This window comes from Nonomuraea sp. JJY05 (assembly GCF_043496855.1).
Classification (GTDB): Bacteria; Actinomycetota; Actinomycetes; order Streptosporangiales; family Streptosporangiaceae; genus Nonomuraea.
The window spans coordinates 314,036-340,966 of the sequence record NZ_JBIEIS010000007.1 but is presented as its reverse complement, the minus strand read 5'-3'; the positions used below and the strand labels follow the sequence as shown (position 1 = coordinate 340,966).

At 70.9% G+C, this 26,931-nt stretch carries 27 protein-coding genes; 17 read left to right on the top strand and 10 right to left on the bottom strand.

The annotated features are described in order from the left end of the window. The first annotated feature begins 27 nt into the window (after positions 1–27). The 4 genes from ACFKCF_RS12970 to tsaD are packed head-to-tail and all read left to right on the top strand — an operon-like array spanning position 28 to position 3,112. Positions 28–957 carry an aminoglycoside phosphotransferase family protein gene (locus tag ACFKCF_RS12970; protein WP_394493330.1) on the top strand — a complete coding sequence of 310 codons (930 nt, stop codon included), beginning with the start codon at positions 28–30 and terminating at the stop codon, positions 955–957. Between the two features lie 43 nt (positions 958–1,000). Continuing rightward, positions 1,001–1,645 (top strand): tRNA (adenosine(37)-N6)-threonylcarbamoyltransferase complex dimerization subunit type 1 TsaB, encoded by a 645-nt coding sequence (gene tsaB / locus ACFKCF_RS12965; protein WP_394493328.1) that lies wholly within the window; start codon positions 1,001–1,003, stop codon positions 1,643–1,645. An 11-nt stretch (positions 1,646–1,656) separates the two neighbouring features. Beyond that, on the top strand, positions 1,657–2,088 hold the full coding sequence (gene rimI, locus ACFKCF_RS12960) for a ribosomal protein S18-alanine N-acetyltransferase (protein WP_394493327.1): 432 nt from the start codon (positions 1,657–1,659) through the stop codon (positions 2,086–2,088). Continuing rightward, complete coding sequence (tsaD, locus tag ACFKCF_RS12955; RefSeq protein ID WP_394493325.1) at positions 2,081–3,112, top strand: tRNA (adenosine(37)-N6)-threonylcarbamoyltransferase complex transferase subunit TsaD; 1,032 nt, start codon at positions 2,081–2,083, stop codon at positions 3,110–3,112. The genes rimI and tsaD overlap by 8 nt, the downstream gene beginning before the upstream one ends. Positions 3,113–3,271: 159 nt before the next feature. On the opposite strand, the gene ACFKCF_RS12950 is transcribed toward tsaD, so the two are convergent. Both ACFKCF_RS12950 and ACFKCF_RS12945 read right to left on the bottom strand, forming a co-directional pair. Further along, a complete protein-coding gene (locus ACFKCF_RS12950) occupies positions 3,272–5,161 on the bottom strand; it encodes a hypothetical protein (protein ID WP_394493323.1) in 1,890 nt (629 codons plus the stop codon). A 184-nt stretch (positions 5,162–5,345) separates the two neighbouring features. Next, positions 5,346–6,593 carry a methyltransferase domain-containing protein gene (locus tag ACFKCF_RS12945; protein ID WP_394493321.1) on the bottom strand — a complete coding sequence of 416 codons (1,248 nt, stop codon included), beginning with the start codon at positions 6,591–6,593 and terminating at the stop codon, positions 5,346–5,348. 250 nt (positions 6,594–6,843) lie between these two features. On the opposite strand from ACFKCF_RS12945, the gene groES reads away from it, so the two are divergent. The 4 genes from groES (at position 6,844) to ACFKCF_RS12925 (ending at position 10,237) form a co-directional block, all read left to right on the top strand. Beyond that, positions 6,844–7,158 carry a co-chaperone GroES gene (gene groES / locus ACFKCF_RS12940; protein ID WP_197093639.1) on the top strand — a complete coding sequence of 105 codons (315 nt, stop codon included), beginning with the start codon at positions 6,844–6,846 and terminating at the stop codon, positions 7,156–7,158. Between the two features lie 73 nt (positions 7,159–7,231). Continuing rightward, positions 7,232–8,851 carry a chaperonin GroEL gene (gene groL, locus ACFKCF_RS12935; protein WP_394493319.1) on the top strand — a complete coding sequence of 540 codons (1,620 nt, stop codon included), beginning with the start codon at positions 7,232–7,234 and terminating at the stop codon, positions 8,849–8,851. 193 nt (positions 8,852–9,044) lie between these two features. Continuing rightward, positions 9,045–9,317 carry a hypothetical protein gene (locus ACFKCF_RS12930; RefSeq protein WP_394493317.1) on the top strand — a complete coding sequence of 91 codons (273 nt, stop codon included), beginning with the start codon at positions 9,045–9,047 and terminating at the stop codon, positions 9,315–9,317. 284 nt (positions 9,318–9,601) lie between these two features. Beyond that, positions 9,602–10,237: a sigma-70 family RNA polymerase sigma factor gene (locus ACFKCF_RS12925; protein ID WP_132334441.1), complete on the top strand. Its 636-nt coding sequence runs from the start codon at positions 9,602–9,604 to the stop codon at positions 10,235–10,237. A gap of 109 nt (positions 10,238–10,346) precedes the next feature. Here the strand turns inward: ACFKCF_RS12925 and ACFKCF_RS12920 are convergent, their stop codons facing one another. Then, on the bottom strand, positions 10,347–10,724 hold the full coding sequence (locus ACFKCF_RS12920) for a DUF5319 domain-containing protein (RefSeq protein WP_090930411.1): 378 nt from the start codon (positions 10,722–10,724) through the stop codon (positions 10,347–10,349). Positions 10,725–10,763: 39 nt separating this feature from the next. Beyond that, entirely contained in the window at positions 10,764–11,753 is a 990-nt protein-coding gene (locus ACFKCF_RS12915; RefSeq protein ID WP_394493315.1) for a LuxR C-terminal-related transcriptional regulator, read from the bottom strand. 661 nt (positions 11,754–12,414) lie between these two features. Here ACFKCF_RS12915 and guaB point away from each other — a divergent pair. The 3 genes from guaB to ACFKCF_RS12900 are packed head-to-tail and all read left to right on the top strand — an operon-like array spanning position 12,415 to position 16,209. Then, entirely contained in the window at positions 12,415–13,896 is a 1,482-nt protein-coding gene (gene guaB / locus ACFKCF_RS12910; RefSeq protein ID WP_394493313.1) for an IMP dehydrogenase, read from the top strand. Positions 13,897–13,900: 4 nt separating this feature from the next. Next, on the top strand, positions 13,901–15,022 hold the full coding sequence (locus tag ACFKCF_RS12905; protein ID WP_394493311.1) for a GuaB3 family IMP dehydrogenase-related protein: 1,122 nt from the start codon (positions 13,901–13,903) through the stop codon (positions 15,020–15,022). A gap of 5 nt (positions 15,023–15,027) precedes the next feature. Beyond that, the gene (locus tag ACFKCF_RS12900) at positions 15,028–16,209 is read left to right on the top strand and encodes an RNA polymerase sigma factor (RefSeq protein ID WP_394493309.1); all 1,182 of its coding nucleotides are present in this window, start codon (positions 15,028–15,030) and stop codon (positions 16,207–16,209) included. Here ACFKCF_RS12900 and ACFKCF_RS12895 read toward each other — a convergent pair whose 3' ends face one another. Beyond that, positions 16,210–16,770 (bottom strand): dihydrofolate reductase family protein, encoded by a 561-nt coding sequence (locus tag ACFKCF_RS12895; RefSeq protein WP_394493307.1) that lies wholly within the window; start codon positions 16,768–16,770, stop codon positions 16,210–16,212. Positions 16,771–16,839: 69 nt separating this feature from the next. Between ACFKCF_RS12895 and ACFKCF_RS12890 the strand changes: the two genes are divergently transcribed. From ACFKCF_RS12890 to ACFKCF_RS12880, 3 genes are read left to right on the top strand one after another with little or no spacing between them, the layout of a single operon-like run. Further along, entirely contained in the window at positions 16,840–17,412 is a 573-nt protein-coding gene (locus tag ACFKCF_RS12890; protein WP_394493305.1) for a TetR/AcrR family transcriptional regulator, read from the top strand. Positions 17,413–17,421: 9 nt separating this feature from the next. Then, positions 17,422–18,198, top strand: a complete 777-nt coding sequence (locus tag ACFKCF_RS12885) for a phosphotransferase family protein (RefSeq protein ID WP_394493304.1) — start codon at positions 17,422–17,424, stop codon at positions 18,196–18,198. Next, positions 18,195–18,629, top strand: coding sequence for a GNAT family N-acetyltransferase (locus ACFKCF_RS12880; protein WP_394493302.1), 435 nt, complete (start codon positions 18,195–18,197; stop codon positions 18,627–18,629). Before ACFKCF_RS12885 ends, ACFKCF_RS12880 begins: the two co-directional genes overlap by 4 nt. On the opposite strand, the gene ACFKCF_RS12875 is transcribed toward ACFKCF_RS12880, so the two are convergent. Genes ACFKCF_RS12875 through ACFKCF_RS12860 form a run of 4 tightly spaced genes read right to left on the bottom strand, consistent with a single transcriptional unit; the run spans position 18,619 to position 22,364 of the window. Then, positions 18,619–19,443: a ketose-bisphosphate aldolase gene (locus ACFKCF_RS12875; RefSeq protein ID WP_394493300.1), complete on the bottom strand. Its 825-nt coding sequence runs from the start codon at positions 19,441–19,443 to the stop codon at positions 18,619–18,621. The two genes, ACFKCF_RS12880 and ACFKCF_RS12875, sit on opposite strands and share 11 nt — an antisense overlap. Before the next feature lie 10 nt (positions 19,444–19,453). Then, on the bottom strand, positions 19,454–20,362 hold the full coding sequence (locus ACFKCF_RS12870) for a 1-phosphofructokinase family hexose kinase (RefSeq protein WP_394493298.1): 909 nt from the start codon (positions 20,360–20,362) through the stop codon (positions 19,454–19,456). Next, a complete protein-coding gene (gene nagA, locus ACFKCF_RS12865) occupies positions 20,362–21,495 on the bottom strand; it encodes an N-acetylglucosamine-6-phosphate deacetylase (RefSeq protein ID WP_394493296.1) in 1,134 nt (377 codons plus the stop codon). Before nagA ends, ACFKCF_RS12870 begins: the two co-directional genes overlap by 1 nt. Then, entirely contained in the window at positions 21,492–22,364 is an 873-nt protein-coding gene (locus ACFKCF_RS12860; RefSeq protein ID WP_394493294.1) for an SIS domain-containing protein, read from the bottom strand. Before ACFKCF_RS12860 ends, nagA begins: the two co-directional genes overlap by 4 nt. Before the next feature lie 130 nt (positions 22,365–22,494). On the opposite strand from ACFKCF_RS12860, the gene ACFKCF_RS12855 reads away from it, so the two are divergent. The 3 genes from ACFKCF_RS12855 to ACFKCF_RS12845 all read left to right on the top strand — a co-directional run bounded on the left by ACFKCF_RS12855 (position 22,495) and on the right by ACFKCF_RS12845 (position 25,582). Next, the gene (locus ACFKCF_RS12855; RefSeq protein WP_394493292.1) at positions 22,495–23,265 is read left to right on the top strand and encodes a DeoR/GlpR family DNA-binding transcription regulator; all 771 of its coding nucleotides are present in this window, start codon (positions 22,495–22,497) and stop codon (positions 23,263–23,265) included. 92 nt (positions 23,266–23,357) lie between these two features. Next, positions 23,358–25,094, top strand: a complete 1,737-nt coding sequence (locus tag ACFKCF_RS12850; protein WP_394493290.1) for a glycerol-3-phosphate dehydrogenase/oxidase — start codon at positions 23,358–23,360, stop codon at positions 25,092–25,094. After that, entirely contained in the window at positions 25,091–25,582 is a 492-nt protein-coding gene (locus tag ACFKCF_RS12845; RefSeq protein ID WP_394493288.1) for a DinB family protein, read from the top strand. Before ACFKCF_RS12850 ends, ACFKCF_RS12845 begins: the two co-directional genes overlap by 4 nt. A gap of 62 nt (positions 25,583–25,644) precedes the next feature. Here the strand turns inward: ACFKCF_RS12845 and ACFKCF_RS12840 are convergent, their stop codons facing one another. Continuing rightward, positions 25,645–26,898: a S8 family serine peptidase gene (locus ACFKCF_RS12840; RefSeq protein ID WP_394493286.1), complete on the bottom strand. Its 1,254-nt coding sequence runs from the start codon at positions 26,896–26,898 to the stop codon at positions 25,645–25,647. Positions 26,899–26,931 lie beyond the last annotated feature (33 nt).

Sequence of the window (26,931 nt, the reverse complement as noted above, 5' to 3'; positions counted from 1 at the left end):
CTTCCCCTCGTCCAGGATCATGGAGGGGTGACTGTGAACACCAGCCCGCCCGCGTCCGGCGTACGCCTGCCCTGGGGCGATGTGCACCCGCAGGTGCGCGCGGAGGTCGAGGACTTCCTCGGGGCGCGCGTCACCGAGGCGGTCACCCAGCCCGGCGGCTTCTCCCCGGCGGCCGCGGCCCGCCTGCGCGCGGAGAACGGCAGGCGCGCCTTCGTCAAGGCCGTCGGCCCCGAGCCGAATGCCGAGAGCGTCCGCATCTACCGCGCCGAGCTGGAGATCGCCGCCGCGCTGCCGGACTCCGTGCCCGCGCCCAGGCTGCTGACCGGCTTCGAACTGGAGGGCTGGGTCGCGCTGGTCTTCGAGGACGTCGAGGGCGAGCATCCCGAGCTGCCGTGGCGGCGCGACCAGCTCGACCGGGTGCTCGACGCCGTCAGGCGGATGTCGGCCGAGCTCACCCCCGCCCCGATCGCCGCGCCGCCCGTGGCCGAGGCCCTCGACTCGTCGTTCCGCGGCTGGCGCCGCCTACTGGAGGAGGACACCGACGGGCTCGACCCGTGGGCGCTGCGTCACCTCGGCGAGCTGGCCGAGCTCGAGTCCGGCTGGGCCGAGGGGGCGGCGGGCGGCACCCTGCTCCACGGGGACCTACGGGCCGACAACGTCTTGCTCAGCGGCGAGCGCGTCTACGTCGTGGACTGGCCGTGGGCCTGCGTGGGCGCGCCCTGGATCGATCTGGTGGCCATGCTGCCCTCGGTCGGCATGCAGGGCGGCCCCATGCCGCACGAGCTGTTCACCGATCCCGACCCCGCGGTGACCGCGTTCGTCGCCGGGCTCTGCGGCTACTTCGTCCGCCACGGCCGTCTGCCGGACCCGCCGGGACTGCCCACGGTCAGAGCGTTCCAGCGGGCGCAAGGGGTGGTCGCGCTCGACTGGCTCAAGCGTCGTACGGGCTGGTCTTGACTTTTGGAGGCGGCGGGCCGCGCGGCGGGTAGGCTAGACAGCCGTGCTGGTCCTGGCCTTTGATACCGCGACACCCGCCGTCACCGCCGCGCTCCACGACGGTGGGCGGGTGCTCGCCGAACACACGACGATCGACGCCCGGCGTCACGGCGAGCTGCTCGTTCCCACCATCGAACACGTGCTGGACGAGGCGGGCGCGGCGTTGCGCGACGTGACCGCCATCGTGGCGGGCAGCGGCCCCGGCCCCTACACCGGGCTGCGCGTCGGGCTGATGACCGCCCAGGGGCTCGCCACCACGCTGGGCGTCCCCGCGTACGGCATCTGCACGCTCGACGCCGTCGCCTACGGCAGCGGGCTCGCCGAGCCGTTCCTGGTGGCCACCGACGCGCGCCGCAAAGAGGTGTTCTGGGCGCGCTACGCCGACATGCGCACCAGACTCGACGGCCCCTTCGTCGACCGGCCCGCCGACGTGCCCGTGGACGGGCTGCCGGTGGTGGGCGCAGGCGCCGGCCTCTACGCCGAGATCCTCGGCGAGAGCGACGCGCCCCCATACCCCTACGCCGGGGCCCTGGCCGCGCTGGCGGCCGAGCGGCTCGCCGAGGGCACGCCGCTCGACCCGCCCCGCCCGATCTACCTGCGCAGACCCGACGCCGCCGTGCCCGGGGCGCCCAAGCGGGTGACGGCGTGAAGCTCAGGCCGATGACCGAGGCCGACCTGCCGGCGGTCATGTCGATCGAGCGGACCACGTTCCCGCTCGACGCGTGGAGCGAGGGCATGATGCGCGGCGAGCTGGCCGACATGCCGCGCTCGCGCCACTACGTGGTGGCCCTCGTGGACGACGAGATCATCGGCTACGCCGGGCTCGCCGCCGCGGTCGACCAGGCCGACGTGCAGACCATCGCGGTGCTGGAGAAGCACCAGGGCACCGGCGTCGGCGGCGCCCTGCTGACCGAGCTGCTGGCCGAGGCGGGCCGCCGGGGAGCGCGGGAGATCTTCCTCGAAGTACGCGCCGACAACCCGCGCGCGCAGGCCGTCTACCGGCATTACGGGTTCGAGGAGATCGGCACCCGCCGCCGCTACTACGACGACGGCACCGACGCGATCATGATGAGAAGGAATCTTGATGACTGACGAACCACTGGTCCTGGGCATCGAGACCTCCTGCGACGAGACCGGCATCGGCATCGTCAGGGGCCACACCCTGCTGGCCAACACGATCGCCTCCAGCATGGACGAGCACGCCCGCTACGGCGGCGTGGTGCCCGAGGTGGCCTCGCGCGCCCACCTGGAGGCCATGACGCCGACCGTGGAGGCCGCGCTGGCCGAGGCAGGCCTGAAGTTCTCCGACATCGACGCCATCGCCGTCACCGCCGGCCCCGGGCTGGCGGGGGCGCTGCTGGTGGGCGTGGCCGCCGCCAAGTCGTACGCGCTCGGCCTCGGCGTGCCCCTCTACGGCGTCAACCACCTGGCCGCCCACGTGGCCGTCGACCAGCTCGAACACGGGCCGCTGCCCAAGCCGTGCATCGCCCTGCTCGTGTCGGGCGGCCACTCGTCCCTGCTGCTCGTGCCCGACGTGGCCTCGGACGTGATCTCGCTCGGCTCGACGGTCGACGACGCGGCCGGCGAGGCGTTCGACAAGGTCGCGCGGGTGCTGGGGCTGCCGTTCCCCGGCGGGCCGCACATCGACCGGGCCGCGCGCGACGGCTCGGGCGCGGCGATCACGTTCCCGCGCGGCAAGATCGACGACGGGACGCTCGACTTCTCCTTCTCCGGGCTCAAGACGGCCGTGGCGCGCTGGGTCGAGGCCCGCGAGGCGTCCGGGCAGTCGATCCACGTGCCCGACGTGGCGGCCTCGTTCCAGGAGGCCGTGGTCGACGTGCTGACCCGCAAGGCGCTGCAGGCATGCCGGAAGTACGACGTGCACGACCTGCTGATCGGGGGCGGTGTGGCGGCCAACTCGCGGCTGCGCGCGCTGGCCCAGGAGCGCTGTGACGCGGCCGGCGTACGGCTGCGGGTGCCCCGACCCGGTCTGTGCACCGACAACGGCGCGATGGTCGCCGCCCTGGGCTCCAACCTGGTCGCGGCCGGGATCACGCCGTCGACGCTGGAGATCCCCGCCGACTCCTCGCTGCCGATCACGACCGTTCACGTGTGAGTGTCGCTCCTGGGGCCGTGCCTTCGACGGCACGGCCCCAGGCGGCGCTCACCGCGTCCCGGGTCTCCCCAAGCGACCTCGGCCGCGGTGAGGGACTTCGGCCCGTCAGGCTCTGGCTGAGACGGCTGGGCCGTGCCGCCGGGGACACGGCCCAGGGGCTCAGTCCTTGACCCTGGTGGGGCGCAGGAGGGCCTCGGCCAGGGCCAGCATGGTCTCCTCCAGGGCGCCGAGGCGCTTGGTGAGGTCGTCGGTCGCGGGCTGGACGATGCCGGTGACCGTCTCCGTGAGCTGGTCGCGGTCGGGACGCGCCGTGACGAGCTCGGTGAGCGCGTTGGCGGCGGCGGTCAGGCGCTCGGCCTGGTCCCCGGCGTGCGCCTGGAGCAGCTCGCTCTGGCCCGACAGGGCCTCGGGGAGCCGGCCCACGCGTTCGCTGACGGTCTCGATGCGGTCGTCGACGGACTCCAGGTGGGCGCTGGCCTGCTCGGCGCGGGTGGCCAGGCCGTTGAGGTGGGTGTCGAGGCCGTTGAAGCGGGTGTCGATGCCGTCGAACCGGCTGCTCAGGTGCTCCTCGGCCTCGACCAGGCGCTCGTCGATGGAGTCGATCTGGGTGTCCAGCTTGTTGAAGCGGCCCTCGTTGCGCGTGGACAGCTCGCCGAGGCGCTGGTCGGAGGTGGCCATGCGCTCGTCGAGGGCGCCGAAGCGGGCGTCGATGCGTACGTCGAGCGCGTCGAACCTGTCATCGTGGCGCCCGAGGTGGCCGTCCACGGTCCCCAGGCGCTTGTCGACGCCGCCGAGCTGGTTGTCCACGGACAGGAGGCGCTTGTCGACGCCGGCCATCCTGCCGTCGAGGCCGTCGAGCCTGGTGTCGATGTCGGCCAGGCACTCGTCGGCGGACTCCAGGCGGCTGTCGAACCCGGTGAGCCTCGAGTCGAGCCCCGTGAGCCTGCCCTCGACCCGGTCGAGCCGGGCGTCCACGCCGCTGAGCCGGGCGCTCAGGCGCTGCTCGCTCTCGCCGAGCTGGACCGCGAGGTGCTGGTCGGCCTCGTCGAGCCTGGTGGCGAGCCGCAGCTCCACGTCGGACAGGCGGCTGCCGAGCTGCTCGTCGGACTCCTTGAGGCGGCTGGCCAGCCGCTCGTCCGCCTCGACGAGGCTGGTGGCCAGGCGCTGGTCGGTCTCGTCCATCCGGGCGGTCAGCCGCAGGCCGGTCTGGTCGAGGCGGTCGGACAGGCGCTGATCGGTCTCGTCGAGCCGGTCGGACAGGCGCTGGTCGGTGTCGTCGAGGCGGTCGGAGAGCCGTTGGTCGGCCTCGTCGAGGCGGGCCGTGAGGCGCTGGTCGGCCTCGTCGAGGCGCGTGGTCAGCCGCTGGTCCGTCTCGTCCATCCGGACGGCGAGCTGCTTGTCCTGCGCGCTCAGCCGGGCGGTGAGGTGCTCCGACAGGTCGCCGACCGCGACCTCGACCCGGTCGGTGCGAGTGGTCAGGTCGGCCATCGACTTGTCGAGCCTGGTGAAGCGGCTCGCGGCGGCCTCCATGCTGGTGTTGAGCGTGGCCAGCTTGGCGGCGAAGTCGGACATCCCCTTCGTGAGGCCGTCGGTGGTGTCGAGCACCGTCTTCAGGCGGGTGAGCGCCTCGTCCACACCCTCGCCCATGGTGCCCAGGTCGGCCCGCAGGCCGGGCAGGTCGGCCAACGGGGCGACGCGGGCGTCCACCTCTCCGATCCGCTCCCCGACGGTGTCCACATGGTCGCGTACCGCCTCGACGTGCTGAGCCAGCCCCTCCGCCCACATCGGCGGCTTGGCGGTGATGTCGTCGAGCCGCCCGCTGACCGCCTGCAGCGTGCCGCTGAGGCCGCCGAGCTCCCGCTCGCGCACCTCGCGCAGCAGCCACTCCATGCCTTCGAGCCGCTGGCGGATCTCGTCCAGCACGGCTCCCTGCGTGCGCTGCTCGTACACATGATCCTGCGAGGCGCGCGCCAGCAGGTCCCGCATCCTCTCGGAGATGCCGGACTGGCCTCCTGCCTGGAGAAGGGTGGTGTGGTTGGAATGGTCCACCGAAAGCTCCTTTGGCTCGCCGACGGTCTGCCGCGCAGCGGTGGTATATAGGTCGATTTTCAGATGAACGAGCGGGAACGCGGAAACCGCATCAGGGGAGAACTCCCGTCCGCCCACCTTAGCCTCTCGATCAAGGTCCGTCAGGGGCGAAGTGAAAGATCGAGGTTAACGCAGAATGACCGGTTCAGGCAGGTGGAGAGGTGTCACAGATGATGACCGATGGCTTATCGAGGATCCGCGTAAGGATGATAGTTGCTGATTTTTCGCCATTTAGGCGGAGATCTGAGCGGAGGCGTTCGATGTCGACGGCGGAGCCACGCTTCTTGATGGTGACATTTCCGACTTGTCGCTCGCGGAGTGCGGCGCGGAGCTTTTTCCCGGAAAAGGGGAGAACGCTCTCTATTTCATATCTGGTCGCCCATGGAGTGTCGATCAGGTCGTCACCGGTGATGTAGGCGATCATCGGGTCAAGCAGGCGTCCGTTCACGATTTCCGACACCTCGCCCACGAGGTGCGCCCGGATGGCCGCGCCGTCCGGCTCGTAGACGTACCTGCCGGCCGGGCCGACCGGGGCCTCGGCGCCCGTGGGGGCCAGCGTGTGGCCGCCGGGGAGCAGGGTGGCGCGGCGCCGCGCTCCCTCCTGGCCGATCCAGAGGGCGGCCTCCTTGACCTCGCCCTTGTACGAGACCCACTCGGCCTCGGCGCCTTCGGGGATGAACTCGTACGGGATGCCCGGGGCGACCTTGACGCACGCCCGGGAGGCTCTGGAGACCAGGTCGAGCACCACCGGCCAGGGCGGGGAGTAGGCCATGGGGTCGAACGTCCTGCCCCGGCTCGTCCGCCTGGCCGGGTCGGCGAAGAGCACGTCGTACTCCTCCGGCCGGACCTCCGCCGCGTCCCCCACGGACACCGTCACCCTGCCGCCCAGCCCGAGCGCGTCGGCATTGGCCCTGGCCACGGCGACGGTCAGCGGGTCGGTGTCCACGGCGGCCACGGTGCAGCCGGCGCGGGCCAGCGCGAGGAAGTCGCCGCCGACGCCACAGCAGGCGTCCACAACCCTCAGCCCATGCAGGGACGCGCCCGCCGGGGACGCGCCCGCCGGGAGTGCGCCCGCGACGCCGAGCCCCTGCGGGGGCGCGTCCGCCCGTGTCCCGGCGAGGCGGCGGGCGCGGTGCTCGGCGACCTCCGTCCGCGTGGACTGCTCCAGGCCGTGTGGCGTGAAGTACATCCGCCCGGCGTCCTCGCCGAACTTGGCCCTGGCGCGCTCCCGCAGCCCCGCCTGGGTGAGAGCGGCGGAGGTCAGGGCGGCGTCGTACGTCTTGCGTAGCTTTGTGGCGGCGGCCACGGGATCCGTGCCCACCAGCTCCACGGCCTCCGCGAGTGCGCGTTGCCCGCGCGGTGTCAACAGCTCGTCGAAGGCGTCAAGGTCCACATCACCCGACGTTAGCGCCACGTCCGACCCGGTCGGACCAAGGGCGTACCGTATCCAGAGGGGGGCGGATTCGGTCTGATCGCTCTCAGCAGACGCGTTCGTGTTGACTGTCAAGCCCCTCTTGCATATGTTTCCTGTTGGCACTCTCCCCTTGAGAGTGCCAACGTGCGACGAGGCAGGTCTGACACCCGCGACGGCAGGCCCAGCTGGTCGCCTCTTCTAGATCATTCAAATCTGAAGGGGAGGTCCGATCGTGACGACCGCCACCAAGGTTCCCGTTAAGCCGCTCGGCGACCGCATTGTGGTTCAGCCGCTTGAGGCCGAGCAGACCACCGCTTCCGGCCTGGTCATCCCTGACACCGCCAAGGAGAAGCCGCAGGAGGGCAAGGTCCTCGCGGTGGGCCCCGGCAACTGGGACGAGGACGGCGACAAGCGGATTCCGCTCGACGTCTCTGAGGGCGACATCGTCCTCTACAGCAAGTACGGCGGCACTGAGGTCAAGTACGGCGGCGAGGAGTACCTCGTGCTCTCCGCCCGCGACGTTCTCGCGATCATCGAGAAGTAAGCCGGATGTGTCGAGCCCCGGGCGCTCTTGAGGGCGGCCGGGGCTTTCGACGCTAGGAGAGGACTTTCAAGCAATGGCGAAGATCCTGGAGTTCGACGAGGACGCCCGCCGCGCGCTCGAGCGCGGTGTGAACGCCCTCGCCGACGCCGTCAAGGTAACCCTCGGCCCGCGCGGCCGTAACGTCGTCATCGACAAGAAGTTCGGTGCGCCGACGATCACGAACGACGGTGTGACCATCGCTCGTGAGATCGAGCTGGAGGAGCGCTACGAAAACCTCGGCGCCCAGCTCGCCAAGGAAGTTGCCACCAAGACCAACGACATCGCCGGTGACGGCACCACCACCGCCACCGTGCTGGCCCAGGCCATGGTCCGCGAGGGCCTGCGCAACGTGGCCGCCGGCGCCTCGCCGCTGTCGCTCAAGCGCGGCATCGACAAGGCCGCCAAGGCGATCAGCGACAAGCTGCTCGACAGCGCCCGCGAGGTGGCCGACAAGAAGGAGATCGCCAATGTCGCGACGATCTCCGCTCAGGACGCGCAGATCGGCGACCTGATCGCCGAGGCGTTCGACAAGGTGGGCAAGGACGGTGTCCTCACCGTCGAAGAGTCCAACGCCATGGGCATGGAGCTCGAGTTCACCGAGGGCATGCAGTTCGACAAGGGCTACGTGTCGCAGTACATGGTGACCGACCCCGAGCGGATGGAGTCGGTCCTCGAGGACGCCTACATCCTGATCAACCAGGGCAAGATCGCCTCCATCGCGGACTTCCTGCCGCTGCTGGAGAAGATCGCCCAGACGAAGAAGCCGCTGCTCGTGATCGCCGAGGACGTCGAGGGTGAGGCCCTGGCCGTCCTGGTCACCAACAAGATCCGCGGCACCTTCACCTCCGTGGCCGTCAAGGCCCCGGGCTTCGGCGACCGCCGCAAGGCCATGCTGCAGGACATCGCCATCCTCACCGGTGGCCAGGTCGTCAGCGAGGAGGTCGGCCTCAAGCTGGAGCACGTCGGTCTCGAGGTGCTCGGCACGGCCCGCCGCGTCGTCGTCACGAAGGACAACACCACCATCGTCGACGGCGCCGGTGACGCGCAGGCCATCGAGGACCGCGTCAAGGAGATCAGGCTCGCCATCGAGCAGTCCGACTCCGACTGGGACCGCGAGAAGCTGCAGGAGCGCCTGGCCAAGCTCGCAGGCGGTGTGTGCGTGCTGCGTGTCGGCGCCGCCACCGAGGTGGAGCTGAAGGAGAAGAAGCACCGCCTCGAGGACGCGATCTCCGCGACGCGCGCCGCGATCGAGGAGGGCATCGTCTCCGGCGGTGGCTCCGCGCTGATCCACGTCTCCAAGACCCTCGACGACCTCGGCCTGACGGGCGACGAGGCCACGGGTGTCGGCGTCGTGCGCCGCGCCCTGGTCGAGCCCGCCCGCTGGATCGCCGAGAACGCCGGTCTCGAGGGCTACGTGGTCACCCACAAGGTCGCCGAGCTGGAGGCCGGCCACGGCCTCAACGCCGCGACCGGCGAGTACGGCGACCTGATCGCGCAGGGCGTCATCGACCCGGTCAAGGTCACGCGTTCGGCCGTCCAGAACGCCGCGTCGATCGCGGGCATGCTCCTCACGACCGAGGCGCTCGTGGTGGAAAAGCCCGAGGAGGAGGCCCCGGCCGCCGGCGCGGGCCACGGTCACGGCCACGGCCACTGACCCGTCTCTTCTCTCGCCACGGCCCGCACCCGAAAGGGTTGCGGGCCGTTCGGCGTTCGGGGGACGGCTCAGCGCAAGCCGATCGCGCAGCGCCAACCGCAGCGCGCCCTTTTACGGTCCGCTCCGCGACCTCGTCACGATCATCCTCGGCCCGGCCCAGGTCCTCGCCGAGGAACTGGCGGGCGTCGGTGGTATGGAGAAGGCCCTCGTCTTCGGCTCGTGGGCGGCCCGGATGCGCGGGGAGCCCGGCCCGTCTCCGGTCGACATCGACCTTCTGGTGATCGGCCGTCCCGATCGCGATGATCTACGCGATGCCGCAGAACGGGCGAGATCCAGGCTTGGACGTCAGCTCAACACGGTGGTCGTCAGCCGCACGCGCTGGGAAGCCGGCGAGGACGGGTTCATTCGCGAGCTTCGTAGTCGTCCGCAGCTGATGGTGCTCATCTCGGACGGGGGGACGGAATGACGAGCCGGGCCCGCGGGAGGGAAGAGATCATCGGCATGCTGCAGCGCCGTGAGCGGGCGGTTGGGGAGAAGTGGGTGGAAAAGGTGGATTATTGGAGTAAACCGGGAGCGGGTGATAAGCGTCTGGGATCTGACAATTGTCGTTCATTCCAGGTTATGGGATGAAACATTATGTCACTAGTTAAGCCTTAGTGTGGTCATTTGATTACTGCCCGTTATCGTCGCTTCAATGTGACCAATCCGTAGCCGTTCGCCATGACGACAGGCCGGATCAGTGCGGGCATCATGCCTATCGTGAGCGAGGGAAGCGTCGCCGACGCCAAAATTGGGGTAAGGCTCGCGTCGAGACTTCCGGCACGGACGGATGACTCCGACCTTAGGGAACTGACGAGCCTCGCCGTACAGGGAGATCGCAGTGCGATCGAATCTCTGCTCGGTGAGTTGCGTCCGATGGTGGTGCGGTATTGCCGCGCCCGGCTGGGCAGGGTTTCAGGGCAATATCACATTGCCGATGACGTAGCCCAGGAGGTGTGCATCGCGGTCCTGTCCGCGCTGCCGCGATACCGCGACATGGGGCGGCCGTTCGCCTCCTTCGTGTTCGGGATCGCCTCGCACAAAGTGGCCGACGCGCTACGGAGTTCGGTGCGCTCGGCCGTACCGACTCAGGATCTGCCCGATGGGCCGGACGACGGGCCGGGGCCCGAGGAGACCGTGGTCCGCTACATCGAGGTCGAGCACGCGCGCAGGCTCCTGGCCAGGTTGCCCGAGAACCAGCGCGAGTTGCTGCTGTTGCGGGTGGTGTCGGGGTTGTCGGCTGAGGAGACCGGTAATGTACTCGGTATGTCACCGGGTGCGGTTCGTGTCGCCCAGCATCGGGCGCTGGCCAGGTTGCGGCAGATGGCCGAGCTGGAGTCGGCTTGACGCCAGAGGAGGAGACCGACGCGCTGCTCGACGCGCTCGGTCGTGGAGACAGGCCTGACTCAGGCGATCCAGCCGTGCGGTTGCTGGCCGTGCTGCTCGATGATGTCGGTCAGCGGCGTTCCTCCGTGTCGATGACGCCGTCGACGTAGCCTCTGGCGTACTCCCAGCTGACGTAGTCGGCGGGGTCGGGGTGAAAGGCCGGCTCGTGGACCTGTGGCTGGCCTTTCTCGATCATTTGTCGTAGGTTGCCGCGCAGCAGCTCCCAGTCGAAGAAGTGCTGCTCGCCGCATTCAGGGCAGTCGAGTACGAGGCCCAGCACCCCCTGCGGTTCGAGCAGGGAGCGGAAGACCTCGACGTCGGCGAGGTCCGTGATGGCCTCGTCACGTTCGGCCGCGGTGAGTGGCTCGGCGTCGTCGAGGGCGCCCATCGCCGAGGAAGGGTCGTTCGGGTCGTCCGCGAACGGGTCGCGGGGGACGTCTTCCAGCACCTTCCCACCATATGACCGAAGCGGCCCGAGCGGTGGACATTACCTCAGCCATCCGCGCCTGGCGGCCTCCACGCCCGCGTGGAAACGCGACTGAGCGCCCAGTTCGGACATGGCGTCCGCGAACCTCGCCCGGACCGTTCGCACCGATACGCCCAGCTGGCGGGCTATGGAGTCGTCGCACATGCCCTGGGCGGCCAGGCGGAGGACCTGGACCATGCCGTCGCTCCTGCGGCCCCACGGCAGGGGCACGGCCCTGGCCCACAGCTCCCTGAACAGCGTGCGGAGCATGCCCACGACGATCGGCGTGCGTATCAGATAGAAGTTGTACGCGTGGTCGGGCAGGTTGCCGCCCCAGAACGGGGGCAGGCCCGCGACCTCGGGGCCCGCGGTCATGAACCAGCTCGGCACCCGGTCCAGCGTGCGTACCTTGCCGCCCGTCTCCAGCACCCGGGTGAGCTGGTCGCGTACGCCGGGCAGAACCAGGGTCGAAACCGGGATGATCGCGTGAACCGTGAGAAGTTTTCGTTCTTGCGCGTCAATCCATAGTTCCGCAAATTTGCGCGCAAAATCAATCATGGTGCGTTCGTCGGGAACCGCGGTAAGTAATTCCATCGGCGGAGACTGGACGGCTATGCCGACCACGCTTTCGTACAGCACGTCGGCCCCGTTCACCATCTCCACCGTGAACGTGCCGCTCTGGTAGTCGCGGCCGGCGTCGTAGTCGCGGATCAGCGACCGGATGGAGCCGAGCGCCGAGTCGATCCTGCGGCTCTCCTCCGCCAGCCGGTCGAGCCGGTCGGCGATCACCCTGCCGAGGGCCGCGGCCGGGTGTCTGGCCAGGTATTCCCCCGACTGCTCGTCGATCACGCCCAGCTTGACGAGGTCGTCGAGCTGGCGGCCGACTTTCTCGACGGGACCGTCCAGAGCCTGCGCGAGATCCGTGCGGGTCGCGCGGTGCAGGCGCAGCACTGCGGTGTACAGCGCGGTCTGCGTCGGGTCAAGGCCCAGCGTCTCGAAAGGATCAGGCATGGTACGGGGCTCGTTGCGCATTATGGGCGGCTCCGTTGGGGGGACACGGGCGTGCCGTGAGGATAACCCCGCATTACGCTCGTGTCCCCCCGTTGCGATGACTGGTCGGAGCGCGGCGTGCAACTTCGTGCAATTGCACGTTTTCACATTGCGTTGTTCCGTTCAGTAACGCAGGCTTTACCTAGCGTCGGCATCCTGCGAGGGCTGAAGCGACGGCGGGCCATCAGGACGCGGAGGGGGGTTCGGTGGCGCAAAAGCGTCGCCTTGGCCCGGGTGCCGGTGGCCGAGGCACGGGACGGATCACCGACCGTCCCGTGCCTCGGCACTTTTCGATGCCGGGAGTACGACGGACCGTGGGGGTCATCGTGCTCCCGGCATCGCTGTTGTCGCGGTGGCTCCGGGGGTCCCGTTGGCGGGGGTGGGTGGCGGGCATCCTGCGGGGCGCGCTGGACGGCGGTGATGCACGCCCGGGGCGGCGGTGCGGCCCGAGACGGCGGTGATGCACCCGGCGCGGCGGTGGTGGGGCGGTGGGGGTGATCGTCCGACGGGGGGTTTGGGGTGGAGAAGGCAGTGGGCGTGGCGGGTGTGGGTGCTGCGGCGCAGTTTGGAGGCAGGGCCTAGACTTGGCTCAATCAGAGCAACGGCAAGAGGGGGCCGCAGCATGTCCAAGTTCACCGAGACAGGTTTGACCTTCGACGACGTGCTGCTGGTGCCCGGCTATTCAGACCTGCAGCCAGGCGAGGCCGACACCCGGGCCCGGCTGTCACGTGGCATCACGCTGTCCATCCCGCTGGTCTCCGCGGCCATGGACACCGTCACCGAGGCCCGCATGGCGGTCGCCATGGCCCGCCAGGGCGGCATCGGCATCCTGCACCGCAACCTGTCGGTCGAGGAGCAGGCCCAGCAGGCCGACCTGGTCAAGCGGTCCGAGGCGGGCATGGTCACCAACCCGGTGACCTGCAGCCCCGACAACACGCTGGCCGACGTTGAGAAGCTCTGCGCGACGTACCGGATCTCGGGTGTGCCCGTGACGGACGTGGACGGCACGCTGCTCGGCATCGTGACCAACCGCGACATGCGCTTCGAGACCGACCAGTCGCGCCCCGTGCGCGAGGTCATGACCAAGATGCCGCTCGTCACCGCCCCGGTCGGGGTGTCGCGTGACGAGGCGTTCGCCCTCCTCCGGAAGAACAAGATCGAGAAACTGCCGCTGGTCGACTCCGACGGCAGGCTGCGCGGCCTGGTCACGGTCAAGGACTTCACCAAGAGCGAGCAGTACCCGCTGTCCACCAAGGACGCCGACGGCCGGCTGATCGTGGGGGCGGCCGTCGGCGTCGGTGGCGACGCCGAGCTGCGGGCCAAGGCGCTGATCGAGGCCGGCGTCGACGTGGTGGTCATCGACGTGGCCCACGGTCACTCCAAGGGCCTGGCCGACATGGTCGGCAAGATCAAGGCCAACAGCAAGGTCCAGGTCGTCGCGGGCAACATCGCGACCAGGGCCGGGGCGCAGATGCTGGTCGACGCGGGCGCGGACGCGGTCAAGGTGGGCGTCGGGCCCGGCTCGATCTGCACCACGCGGGTGGTGGCCGGGGTCGGCGCGCCGCAGGTCACGGCCATCTACGAGGCGTCCAAGGCGTGCGGCCCCGCGGGCGTGCCGGTCATCGGCGACGGCGGCCTGCAGTACTCCGGCGACATCGTCAAGGCCATCGCCGCCGGCGCCGACACGGTCATGCTCGGCTCGCTGCTCGCCGGGTGCGAGGAGTCGCCGGGTGAGCTGATCTTCATCAACGGCAAGCAGTTCAAGTCGTACCGCGGCATGGGCTCCCTCGGCGCGGTGCGCAACCGCGAGCGCGGCGGCACCTCCTTCAGCAAGGACCGCTACGCCCAGGCCGACGTCGGCGGCGAGGACAAGTACATCCCCGAGGGCATCGAGGGCCAGGTGCCCTACCGCGGCCCGGTCGCGGCCGTCGCGCACCAGCTCATCGGGGGTCTGCGCCAGGGCATGTGGTACGCCGGCTGCCGCACGATCACGCAGATGCACACCGACTGCGAGCTCATGCCGATCACGGCGGCGGGCCTCAAGGAGAGCCACCCCCACGACATCCAGATGACCGTGGAAGCTCCGAACTATCACAGAAGGTAAGTTCATGACTCAGCAGGTGGAGATCGGCCGGGGCAAGGCCGGACGGCGGGCGTACTCGCTTGACGAGATCGGTCTGGTTCCCTCGCGGCGCACCCGGGACCCGGAGGAGGTCTCGATCGCCTGGCAGATCGACGCCTACCGGTTCGAGCTGCCGGTAGTGGTCGCCCCCATGGACAGCGTGGTGTCCCCGGCGACCGCGATCGAGATCGGCAGGCTCGGCGGCCTCGCGCCGCTCGACCTCGAAGGGCTCTGGACGCGGTACGAGGACCCCTCGCCGCTGCTGGAGGAGTGCGCCGCGCTCGACGCGGCGGCGGCCACCAAGCGGCTCCAGGAGATCTACGCGGCGCCGATCAAGGAGGACCTGATCGGCCGGCGGATCGAGGAGATCCGGGCCTCCGGCGTGACCACCGCCGTGCGGCTGTCGCCGCAGCGCACGGTCCAGTACCACAAGGCCGTGATCGACGCGGGCGTCGACATCTTCGTCATCCGCGGCACCACCGTGTCGGCCGAGCACGTCTCCGGCCGGGCCGAGCCGCTCAACCTCAAGCAGTTCATCTACGAGCTGGACGTGCCGGTCATCGTGGGCGGCTGCGCCACGTACACGGCGGCCCTGCACCTGATGCGCACCGGCGCGGCGGGCGTGCTGGTGGGCTTCGGCGGCGGCGCCTCGCACACGACCCGCAACGTGCTGGGCGTGGCCGTGCCGATGGCCACGGCGATCTCCGACGTGGCGGCGGCGCGGCGCGACTACATGGACGAGTCCGGCGGGCGCTACGTGCACGTGATCGCCGACGGCGGCATGGGCACCTCCGGTGACATCGCCAAGGCCATCGCCTGCGGTGCCGACGCCGTGATGGTGGGCTCGCCGCTGGCCAGGGCCGCCGAGGCGCCCGGTCACGGGTTCCACTGGGGTTCGGAGGCGCACCACCCCGACCTGCCGCGTGGCCGGCGGGTCGAGTTCGGGACGGTCGGCACGCTGGAGCAGATCCTGCACGGGCCGTCGAGCGTGGCCGACGGCTCGATGAACCTGATGGGCGCGCTCAAGCGGACGATGGCCTCCACCGGCTACTCCGACATCAAGGAATTCCAGCGCGTCGAGGTCGTGGTGGCCCCGATCCAGCGCTGACGTCCATGCCGGAGAGCGCGGTCGAGCGGGTTTTCCGCGAGGAGTACGGCAGGGCCGTCGCCGTGCTCGTGCGGATCTTCGGTGACATCGACGTCGCCGAGGAGGCGGTGCAGGAGGCGTTCAGCGTGGCGGTGCGGCAGTGGCCGTCCGCCGGGGTGCCGCCGAGCCCCGCCGGGTGGACCATCACGACCGCACGCAACCGGGCCATAGACCGGTTGCGCAGGGAGTCGGCGCGGCCTGGCAAGTACGCGCAGGCCGCGCTGCTGCACGCCCAGGACGAGCCCGTGGAGGTGGGCCCCGTCCAGGACGACCGGCTGCGGCTGATCTTCACGTGCTGCCATCCCGCGCTGGCCGTCCACGCGCGGGTGGCTCTCACGCTGCGGCTGCTCGGCGGGCTGACGACGGCCGAGATCGCCCGCGCGTTCCTGGTGCCCGAGGCGACGCTGGCGCAGCGGCTGGTGCGGGCGAAGAACAAGATCCGGGCCGCCGGGATCCCGTACCGGATCCCGGAGCAGGCCGATCTGCCCGAACGCCTGCGCGCGGTGCTGGCCGTGGTCTACCTGATCTTCAACGAGGGGTACACCGCCGTCCGCGCGGACCTGTGCGCCGAGGCCGTCCGGCTCGGGCGGCTGCTGGTCGAGCTCATGCCGGACGAGCCCGAGGCCATGGGGCTGCTGGCGCTGATGCTGCTGATCGAGTCGCGCCGCGCCGCCCGTACCTCCGAGGAGGGCGAGCTGGTGCTGCTGGGCGAGCAGGACCGCGGGTTGTGGGACCGCGGGCTCGTCGAGGAGGGCCAGGAGCTCGTACGGCGGTGCCTGCGGCGCGACGAGCCCGGCCCCTACCAGATCCAGGCCGCGATCAACGCCGTGCACAGCGACGCGGCGAACGCGAAGGACACCGACTGGGGACAGATCGTGCGGCTGTACGACCTGCTGGCGCAGCTCGACCCGAGCCCGGTCGTGGCGGTGCACCGGGCGGTGGCGGTGGCCGAGGTGGAGGGACCCGAGGTGGCGCTGGGGCTGATCGAGGGGCCCGAGGACTACTACATGTTCCACGCGGTGCGGGCCGACCTGCTGCGGCGGCTCGGGCGCGAGGAGGCGGCCGCGGCGGCGCACGGGGCCGCGGCCACGCGCGCGGGCAACGAGGTCGAACGGGACTTCCTGCGCAGGCGCGCCCTGCGCGGCTGATCACTGGCGGGCGTACGTCATGACCACCGCCCCGTTGCTGTACGTCTTCGAGCCGGTCAGCGTGAACAGGGTCGGCCGGAACTCGCCGTCGAACGCCGGGATGCCCGCCCCGGCCACCACCGGGTAGCACTTGATGATCAACTCGTCGATCTCCGGCAGCAGGGTGCCGGCCAGCTTGCCGCCCCCGCAGAGGTAGATGTCCAGGCCGTCCTCCTGCTTGAGCCGGCGCACCAGGCCGAGCGGGTCGCCCGTGACCAGCTCGACGGCCGGGTCCTCGACCTTCATCGTGCCGGACACGACGTACTGCCGCAGGTGGGCGTAGGGGCTGGTCACGCTCTCGTCGAGCTGGTAGGTGCCGCGGCCCATGAGCACCGTGTCGAAGCGCTGGTTGGGCGCGTCGACGCCGAACGTGGCGCGCAGGTGGGTGGGGACGGTCTCCGGGTAACGGGCGTTGATGTCGGCCGTCATGTCGTCGGCCCACGGGTAGAAGTCGAACTCGCCGTTCGGCCCCGCGATGTAGCCGTCGATGGAGGTGGCGACGAAGTACGCGAGCTTCCGCAAAATGACTCCAGATGAAGTACTATGATTGAAGTGGTTTAACCGTAGTACTACGGATGGAGTGGTGTCAACGTGGTCAGGCAGAACGTCGCCAGGCGGGCGGCGCTGGTCGATGCCGCGATCGAGGTGCTGGCCAGGGAAGGGGCCCGCGGGCTGACGTTCAGGGCGGTGGACAAGCAGGCGGAGGTGCCGCCGGGCACGGCGTCCAACTACTTCCCCAGTCGCGACGAGCTGTTCACGCAGGCGGGCGGCCGGATCTACGAGCTGCTGCAGCCGGACGCGGCCATGACCGCCGCCCACCTGAGCGGGCCACGCGACCGCGACCGGGTGGTCGCGCTCATGCACGAGGTGGTGGATCGCGTGGCGTCGTACCGATCGGGCTACCTGGCGCTGCTGGAGCTGCGCCTGGAGGCCACCCGGCGGCCGGAGCTGCGGGCCGTGCTGACCGAGCGGATCCGCGCCGACGTGGACGCGAACGTGCGCAACCACCTCGAGTCGGGCCTCCCCGGCGACGAGACGAGCGTGCTGCTGCTCTACCTCGCCATGAACTGGCTGGTCGTCGAGCGGCTCACGCTGCCCGACGTGTTCGGCGAGGAAGAGATCCACAAGCTCGTGACCAGCGCCGTTGAGCGGTTGGTGCCCTAGCATGCGGGCATGGCCGACCTACGCCACACGCACGAGCTGGCCTTCGCCGGCGACGTCGTCATCAAGCGCTACATGGACAGCAAGCCCGGCGCGGCCGAGCGCGAGTGGCGCGCGCTGAACCTGCTGGCCGAGCACGCCCCCGGCCTGGCCCCCGAGCCGATCGGCTACGAGGACGGCGTGGTGACGATGTCCCGGATCGACGGGGTGTCGCTGCGCGGGCTGCTCGCGACGGCCGTGCACGTGGCGGCCCTGGTGGAGGCGCTCACCGAGCTGCACACCGCGGTGCCGCCGCACGTGCTCCGGGCCGTGCCGCTGCGCCCGTGGCACCTTGAGGCGCTCGCCGACTGGGCCGACCGGCGCGGCGCGCGCTGGCAGCCCAGGGATCCGCTGGCGGACCGGGCGGTCAGGGAGGGCACGCGGTGGCTGCGGGGCTGGTCGCCGGGCGAGTCGGGGGTCACGCCGGCGTTCGGGGCGGGCGACGGCAACCTGGCCAACTTCCTGTGGGACGGCACCCGCGTCCGCATCGTCGACTACGAGGACTCGGGACGCAGCGACGTGGCGTTCGAGCTGGCCGAGCTGGCCGAGCACGTGTCGATGTGGGTGGACGGCGAGGTGGAGATCGCGCACCGGTTCGAGCTGAGCCCGCCGGAGGAGCGGCGGATGCGCGACTGCCGCAAGCTGCACGGGCTCGTGTGGCTGTTCCTGCTCTCGCACGAGCATCCGCGCAACCCGCCGGGCACCTTCGAGCGACAGGTCGAACGCGTGCTGGCAACATTGGGCGCATGAGATTGGCGGAGCACACCGACAAGGCGGCCGTGGAGCGGCTGGTTCACGACGCCTACTCGCCCTGGATCGAGGTCGTCGGCATGCGGCCGCTGCCGATGGAGGCCGACTACGGCGCGCTCATCGCGGCCGGCCGGGTGCACGTCACCTACGCGCTCGACGCGCTCATCGTGCTCGTCCCCGAGGACGGCGTCCTGCTGGTGGAGAACGTCGCCGTACGGCCCGACCGCCAGGGCAAGGGGCTCGGGCGGGCGCTGATGGCCTACGCCGAGCAGGAGGCGCGCCGGCTGGGGCTGCCCGCGCTGCGCCTCTACACCAACACCAGGATGACCACCAACATCGCCCTGTACGAGTCGCTCGGCTACGTCGAGACCGGCCGCATGGGCGTCGAGGGCCGCTCGGCCGTCATGATGCGCAAACAGCTCACCCCGTGAGGACGCCGAGGAGGTGGCTGACCTCCCTGGCCACCGCGTCGCGCCCGGCCTTGAGATATTTGCGGGAGTCGACCACGCGCTCGTCGTGGGCCAGGTAGTCGCGCACCGCGCCGGTGAACGCCTTGTTCAGGTGGGTCGCGATGTTGATCTTCTTCATGCCGTTCCGCACGGCCTCGCGCAGCACGTCGTCCGGCACTCCCGACGAGCCGTGCAGCACCAGCGGCACCGGCACCGCGGCCCGCAGCTCGGCGATGAGCCCGAGGTCCAGCACCGCGTCCTTGGTCGTCATGGCGTGCGAGGTGCCCACGGCCACGGCCAGGGCGTCGACGCCGGTCTTGGCCACGTAGTCGACCGCCTCGTGCGGCTTGGTGCGCGCGCCGGGCGCGTGCACGCCGTCCTTGCCCCCGACCTCGCCCAGCTCGGCCTCCACCCACACGCCGCGTTCGTGGCACCAGGCCACCACCTCGGCGGTCGTGCGCACGTTCTCGTCGTCGGGCAGGGCCGAGGCGTCGTACATCACGGAGCCCAGCCCGAGCGCCACCGCCTCCTCCACGAGCGCGCGGTCGGTGGCGTGGTCGAGGTGGACCGCGACCGGCACCTCGGCCCGCCTGGCCACCGCCAGCGAGGCCAGCGCGACGGGCTCCAGCGCGCCGTGGTAGCGCACGCAGTTTTCGCTGATCTGCAGCACGACCGGCAGGCCCAGGGCCTCGGCGCCGGCCACGATGGCGGTGGCGTGCTCGAGCTGGATCACGTTGAAGGCGCCCACCCCGGCGGGCGACTGGCGGACGATGTCGCCGATGGCGGCGAGGGGCATGGCGTGCTCCTTACGTGACGATGATCTGGGGGTGTATGTCCGCGTAGACGTCGGGGTCGAAGTCGCCGGCCACGGGCGCGGCCACGGCGGCCGCGCCGAGCGCGGCGGCCCGCCGCAGGCTGTCGGGCCATGGCGCCGACTCCAGCAGGCCCAGCGCGAGCCCGGCGACCAGCGAGTCGCCCGCCCCCGTCGGATTACCCCGCACGGTGTACGGCATGCGCGCGGTGAAGGTGCCCTCCCCGGTGACCGCCAGCAGCCCGTCGGCGCCCATGGACACCACCACGGCCCCGGCGCCCTGGCTGCGCAGCGCCTGCGCGCCCTCGGCCGGGGTGCCGCCGGGAACGGCCCTGGCCAGCTCCTCCCGGTTGGGCTTGACCACGGAGGGACGCCCCCTGGGGGCGTGGCGGAGAGGGTCGCCGTCGGCGTCCACGATGGCCGGGACCCCCTCCTCGGCGGCGATGGCCGCCAGCGTGGCGTAGGTGTCGGCGGGGACCCCACGCGGGAGGCTGCCCGAGATGACGACCGCGCCGGCGGCGTCGAGGAGCGATCGGTAACGCCGCACGAAGCCCGCCAGCTCGGCGGGGGTGACCTCCGGGCCGGGCTCGTTGAACAGCGCGGTACGCGTGCCCGCCTGCTCCGAGACGACCAGCGTCGTGCGGGAGTCGGCGGCGACGGGGTGCAGGGCGGCGGGCAGTCCGGCCGCCCGCAGGTCGTCCTCGATCGCCTGCCCCGTGGGGCCGCCCGCGAACCCCGTGACCAGCACGTCCTGGCCCAGCGCGGCCAGCACGCGGGCGACGTTGACGCCCTTGCCGCCGGCGCGCCGGTGCACGGCGCTGACCCGGTTGACCCCGTCCCAGTCGACGTCGGGGACCTGGTAGGTCACGTCGAGGGCGGCGTTGAGCGTCACGGTGAGGATCATCAGGGCTCCATGATCCAGACGCCGTCCTTCATCACCCCGGCCACCTCCAGCGAGTCGGACAGCACCACCAGGTCGGCCGCCTTGCCCACGGCGATCGAGCCGATCCGGTCGGCCAGGCCCAGCACCCGCGCGGGCGTCAGGGAGGCCACCTGGACCGCGTCGGGCAGCGACATCCCGACCTCATCGACGCTGCGCCGGAAGGCGACGTCCATGGTCAGCGTGGAGCCCGCGATCGAGCCGCCCTCGACCAGCCTGGCCACGCCGTCCTCCACCCGCACCCGCATGGGGCCGAGCACGTAGTCGCCGTCGCCGAGCCCGGTGGCCGACATCGCGTCGGTGATCAGCGCCGTCCGGCCGGGACCCGCCACCTCGTACGCCAGGCGCAGCATGGCCGGATGCACATGCACGCCGTCATTGATCAGCTCGACCGTCACCCGCTCGTCGTCGAGCAGCGCGGCCACGGGGCCGGGCGCGCGGTGGCCCAGCGGCGGCATCGCGTTGTAGAGGTGGGTGGCCACGCTCGCGCCCGCCTCGATGCCCTGGATCGTCGTCTCGTAGTCGGCGTCGCTGTGCCCCACGGCCGCGATCACGCCCTCGGCGGCGGCCATGCGGATGACGTCGAGCGCGCCGGGCAGCTCGGCCGCGATGGTCACCATGCGGACGTGCCCGCGCCCGGCCTTCAGCAGCTCGGAGAGCTCCTGCCGCGACGGCTCCCGCAGCAGCGTGGGGTCGTGCGCGCCGCAGCGGGCCTTGGCGATGTAGGGGCCTTCGAGGTGGACGCCGGCCAGCAGCCCCTCCTCGCACAGCTCGGCCAGCGCCGCCACGGCTCTGGTCAGCCCGTCGAGCGAGTCGGTGACGAGGCTGGCCATCGTCGTGGTGGTGCCGTGGCGGCGGTGCAGCTCGACGGCCTCACGCGCCTTGTCCTGCTCGCCGGTCGGGAACGAGCCGCCCGCGCCACCGTGGTTGTGGATGTCCACGAACCCGGGGATGACGTGCCGCCCGCCCACGCTCAGACCCTGGCCGGGGGCGGATCCGCGGCCGACATGCGTGATGCGGCCGTCTTCGATGGTCAGCCACCCCTCGTGGACCCCCTCGGGGGTCACGATCCTGGCGTCGGCAAGAGTAAGGCTCATGAAGAAAGGATCACAGATCGCGTGAGGTGCATGGGCTCGTCGGGGTTCAGTCCTTGGGCGAAGGCCCGGGCGACGGCCACCCGCTGGGCGCGGATCAGCTCGGCCATGGGGTCGAGCGCGGTCTCGAAGAACGTCCCGCCGGTCTCCTCGACCTGCGCGCGCAGGCCCTCGGGCGCGGTGCCGAGCATCCACGTCACGCGCCCGGGGCCGGCGATGCTGATCGGGCCGTGCCGGTATTCCATCGCCGGGTACGCCTCCGTCCACGAGCGGGACGCCTCGCGCATCTTCAGCGCCGCCTCCTGCGCCAGGCCGACCGACCAGCCGGTGCCGAGGAAGCTGAACTGCTCGGCCCGCACCAGCTCGTCCGGCAGCGGCGCGGCCACGGCCGCCTCGGCGTCCTCGACGGCCTCGGTGAGGTCCTCGCCGAGGCTGGCCCGCAGCAGGGCGAGCTGCGTGGTCGCGAACCTGGTCTGCACGACCGACCGCTCGTCGGCGTAGTCCAGCACGACGACCTCGTCCGCGGCCGTCATGATCGGCGTGTTCGGGTCGGCGGTGATGGCCGTGCTCTTGGTGGTCGTCCTGGCCAGCAGCTCCAGCACCTCGGTCGTGGTGCCGGAACGGGTCAGCGCGAGCACGCGGTCGTACGAGCGCCCGATCGGCGCCTCCGAGGCGGCGAAGGCGTCGGTCTCGCCGTGCCCGGCCCGCTCGCGCAGGGCGGCGTACGCCATCGCGATGAACCACGACGTGCCGCATCCGACCACGGCCACCCGCTCGCCCTGCCGCGGCAGCGCGTCGGCGGGAACGCTCGCGATGGCGCGGCGCCAGCACTCCGGCTGGGACGCGATCTCGGCCTCGGTGTGGGTGGTCACCACTTGCCTCCCCGGGCGATTGATTGTTTCTGCTGGTTTTATACCAGGAAAGTGCATTAATGGACACTGTTGGCCCTGGCCTGGCTGGTTGTGCCACGCTTGCCCTTGTCGCCATCGCCTAGGAGGCCTTGTGTCCCGCTACGACCGCTGGAACGCCATCCTCGAGCTGGTCGCCCAGGAAGGCAGGCTGTCGGTGGAGGAGGCCAGCCAGGCCCTCGGCGTCTCCACGGCGACGATCAGGCGGGACTTCGATCAGCTCGCCCAGCAGCAGATGCTCATGCGCACGCGGGGCGGGGCGGTCGCGCAGAGCGTGAGCTACGACCTGCCGCTGCGCTACAAGACGGCCAGGCACGCCGACGAGAAGCACCGCATCGCGACGGCGGCGGCCGAGCTGGTGACACCCGGCGCCGTGGTGGGGCTCAACGGCGGCACGACCACCTCCGAGCTGGCGCGCACGCTCGCCACGCTGTCCACGCTGGAGAGCGGGTTCACGATCGTCACGAACGCCCTGAACATCGCGGCCGAGCTGACCGTGCGCCAGCACGTCAAGATCGTGGTGACCGGCGGGGTGGCCAGGCAGCAGTCGTACGAGCTCATCGGGCCGCTGGCCACCGGGGTGCTGGAGCAGGTGACGCTGGACGTGGCGTTCCTCGGGGTGGACGCGCTCGACGTCGAGCTCGGCGCGTCGGCCCACCACGAGGGGGAGGCGAGCGTCAACCACCTGCTGATCAGCCGGGCCGCGCACGTGGTCGTGGTGGCCGACTCCTCCAAGATCGGGAAGCGGGCCTTCTCCCGGATCTGCCCGATCGGGCAGATCGACACGCTGGTCACCGACGCCCAGCTCTCCGACGCGCTGGCCGGGGAGCTGACGGAGGCGGGAGTGAAGGTCGTCCGCGCCTGACCCCCGCGCCTGACCCCCGCGCCGCGTTACAGCCTGACTGCCCTGAGGGTAGGTATCGAGGCGCAGGCGACAAAGCCTTACCAGGGGGAGATATGACGTCGGGAAGGTGCGCGGCTCAGCTCGGGCCGGCGGAGCGGACCGCGGCCTTGGAGCGCATGGCCGGGCAGGACTTCGACGTGGTCGTGGTCGGCGGTGGCATCGTGGGCGCCGGGATCGCGCTCGACGCCGCGACCAGAGGGCTCGACGTCGCCCTGGTGGAGGCCAGGGACTTCGCCTCCGGCACCTCCTCGCGCTCCTCCAAGCTCATCCACGGGGGCCTGCGATATCTGGAGCAGCTCAACTTCGAGCTGGTGCGTGAGGCCCTGCGGGAGCGGGCGCTGCTGCTCCAGCGGATCGCCCCGCACCTGGTCAAACCGGTGCCGTTCCTCTTCCCGCTGACGCACTACGTGTGGGAGCGGGTCTATGTCGGCGCCGGTGTGGCGCTCTACGACACGCTCGGCGCCGCGGCCGGGACCACCCGCGGCGTGCCGGGGCACCGGCACCTGTCCAGGTCGCGGGCGCTGCGGCTGGCCCCGGCGCTCAAGAAGTCCGCCCTGACGGGCGCCGTCCAGTACTGGGACGCCCAGGTGGACGACGCTCGTTACGTGGTGAGCCTGCTGCGCACCGCCGCCACCTACGGCGCCCAGATCGCGCCGCGGGCGCAGGTGCTGGGGTTCCTGCGGGAGGGCGAGCGGGTCACCGGCGTACGCGTGCGCGACCTGGAGCTGGGCGACGAGCTGGACGTACGCGCCCAGCAGGTGGTGAACGCCACCGGCGTATGGACCGACGACATCCAGGAGCTGGTCGGAGGCCGGGGCCAGATCCACGTACGCGCGTCCAAGGGCATCCACCTCGTGGTCCCGCGGGACCGGATCCACTCGCTGACCGGGATCATCCTGCGCACGGAGAAGTCCGTGCTCTTCGTGATCCCCTGGGGGCGCCACTGGATCATCGGCACCACCGACACCGAGTGGACGCTCGACAAGAGCCACCCGGCCGCCTCCCGCGCGGACATCGACTACCTGCTCGACCACGTGAACTCCGTCCTGTCCGTGCCCCTGAACCACGACGACGTCGAAGGCGTCTACGCGGGGCTGCGCCCGCTGCTGTCGGGCGAGTCGGAGGAGACCTCCAAGCTGTCCAGGGAGCACGTGGTGGCGCACCCGGTGCCGGGCCTGGTCATGATCGCGGGTGGGAAGTACACGACCTACCGGGTCATGGCCAAGGACGCGGTGGACGCGGTTGCGCACGGGCTGGACCAACGGGTGCCGCGCTCGTGCACCGACCGCATCCCGCTCGCGGGCGCCGAGGGCTTCCAGGCGCTGTGGAACTCCAGGTACCGCATCGCCCACACCTCGGGGCTGCACGTGGCCAGGATCGAGCACCTGCTGCAGCGCCACGGCTCCATGATCGACGAGGTGCTGGAGCTGGTCGAGCGCGAGCCGTCGCTGGCCAGGCCGCTGGCGGGGGCCGACGACTACCTGCGCGCCGAGATCGTCTACGCCGCCACCCACGAGGGGGCCAGGCATCTCAACGACGTGCTGACCCGGCGCACCCGCATCTCGATCGAGACCTTCCACCGCGGCCTGGCCGTGGCGCAGGAGGCCGCCGAGCTGATGGCCGGGCCGCTCGGCTGGGACGGCGAGCAGGTGAAAAGGGAGGTGGAATACTACACGAAGCGTGTCGAGGCCGAACGCCGCTCGCAGGAGCAGGTCTCCGACCAGGAAGCCGACGCGATCAGGCTCGGCGCGCCGGAGATCGTCCCCGTCGTCGCCCCGGAGCAGTCATGAGTGAACCCTCGCAGAAGCTGTCCGACCCCCGCGCGCTGCTGGAAGGCTATCTCGACCACTACCGCGAGGAGATCCTGCGCAAGCTGGACGGGTTCCCCGAGCCCGAGGTGAGCCGGCTGCCGTCCGGGTGGACGCCCCTGGCGATGCTCAAGCACCTGGCGTACATGGAGCGGCGCTGGTTCGTGTGGGACTTCGCGGGGGAACAGGTCGAGGACCCGTGGAGTGACCGCGATGAGAACGACGTGTTCGTCGCGGCCGAGTCGTTCGAGGAGATCAAGGACTTCTACCTGGCGCAGTGCGAGCGGTCCCGGCAGGTGGTGGCGGGGGCGAGACTGTCCGACCTGGCCTCGCGGATCGGCCGGTTCCAGCGGCCCAAGGAGCCGCCGACGCTGGGGTGGATCATGTTCCACGTCCTGGAGGAGTACATGCGCCACGCCGGCCACCTCGACATCGCCCGGGAGCTGGCCGAGTCGTCAACACGGGCCTGAAGAGGGGAGGGGGCGGCACGCGGCGCTGCGGGTCCGCGTACCGCCCTGTCCAGGATGGTCTGTCAGTACTGCGTGGCGTCGTGCACGTCGAGCAGGGGCTCCTTGACGCCGTCGCCGGAGTCGTCGGTCCAGTTGGAGTTGCCGGTGGAGATCAGCTTGGTCCGTACGGCCAGCGAGCCCGCCCTGGTCGTCGGCTTGCGGGCGCCCGAGGTGAGGATGCCGGCCGCGCCCGCCACGTGGGGGCTGGCCATCGAGGTGCCGCTGATCGTGTTGTAGCCGCCGTTCATCCACGTCGAGTAGATGCAGGTGCCGGGTGCGGTGATCTCGACGGTGGCGCCGTAGTTGGAGTAGAAGGCCGAGGTGTCGTCCTGGTCGGTCTCGCTGCGGCACGAGAGCGTGCTGCCGCCCGCGCCGCCGGGCAGGCCGTCGTTGTCGGTCAGCGCCGAGACGGTGACCACGTCGGGGTGGTTGGCGGGGAAGAACGAGGACGTGTTCGCGTGGTTGTTGCCCGCGGCCACCACGACCACGATGCCGGCGTTGACGGCCCTGGTGATCGCGTTGCTGATCGCGCTGCTGGTGCAGCCGTTGCAGCCCAGGCTCAGGTTGATGACCTCGATGGTGGAGGCGCGGGCCACCACCCAGTCGATGCCGGCGGCGATCCCGGCCAGGGTGCCGGAGCCGGCCGAGTTGAGCACCTTCACGGCGTGGATGCGGGCGCCGGGCGCGACGCCGACCGAGCCGATGGAGTTGTCGATCGCGCCGACGATGCCCGCGACGTGCGAGCCGTGGCCGTTGTCGTCGACCCCGGCATTGTTCGTGCAGACGCCGAGCACGCAGTTGGCGCGGGCGACCACGTTCAGGTCGGGGTGGGTGTGGTCGACGCCGGTGTCGATGACGGCGACGTCCGTGTCGATGCGCACGTCGTCGGTGCCGTCGATGTCCAGGTTCGGGTTGCTGGGGCCGAAGACGCGCCGCACGCCGGTGGGCGTGGTCTGCGCGAAGGCGGTCACCTCGGCGTCGGGCTCGACGCTGAGGACGTTCGGGTTCCGCTTGAGCTGCTCTGCCGCGCTCGCGCTCAGCCGGGCCGTGTAGCCCTTGAACGCGTGCTCGTAGACGCCGACGAGCTGGCCGCCGGCCTGGGACACCTGGTCCTGGGCGGCGGTGCGGGGCGCCGCCCGCATGGTCGGCTTGAGCTCGACGATGTACGTCCCTTCCGCGGCCCGGGCCTCTTGCGTGCCGGCGGAGGCGGGCGGCGGCGTCATGGCTAACGCCACGGCGCTGACGAGCAATGCGAGCAGGGGGGTGCGTGTTCGCATCGGCGTGAGCCCTTCCTGTGTCGCGGACCCAGG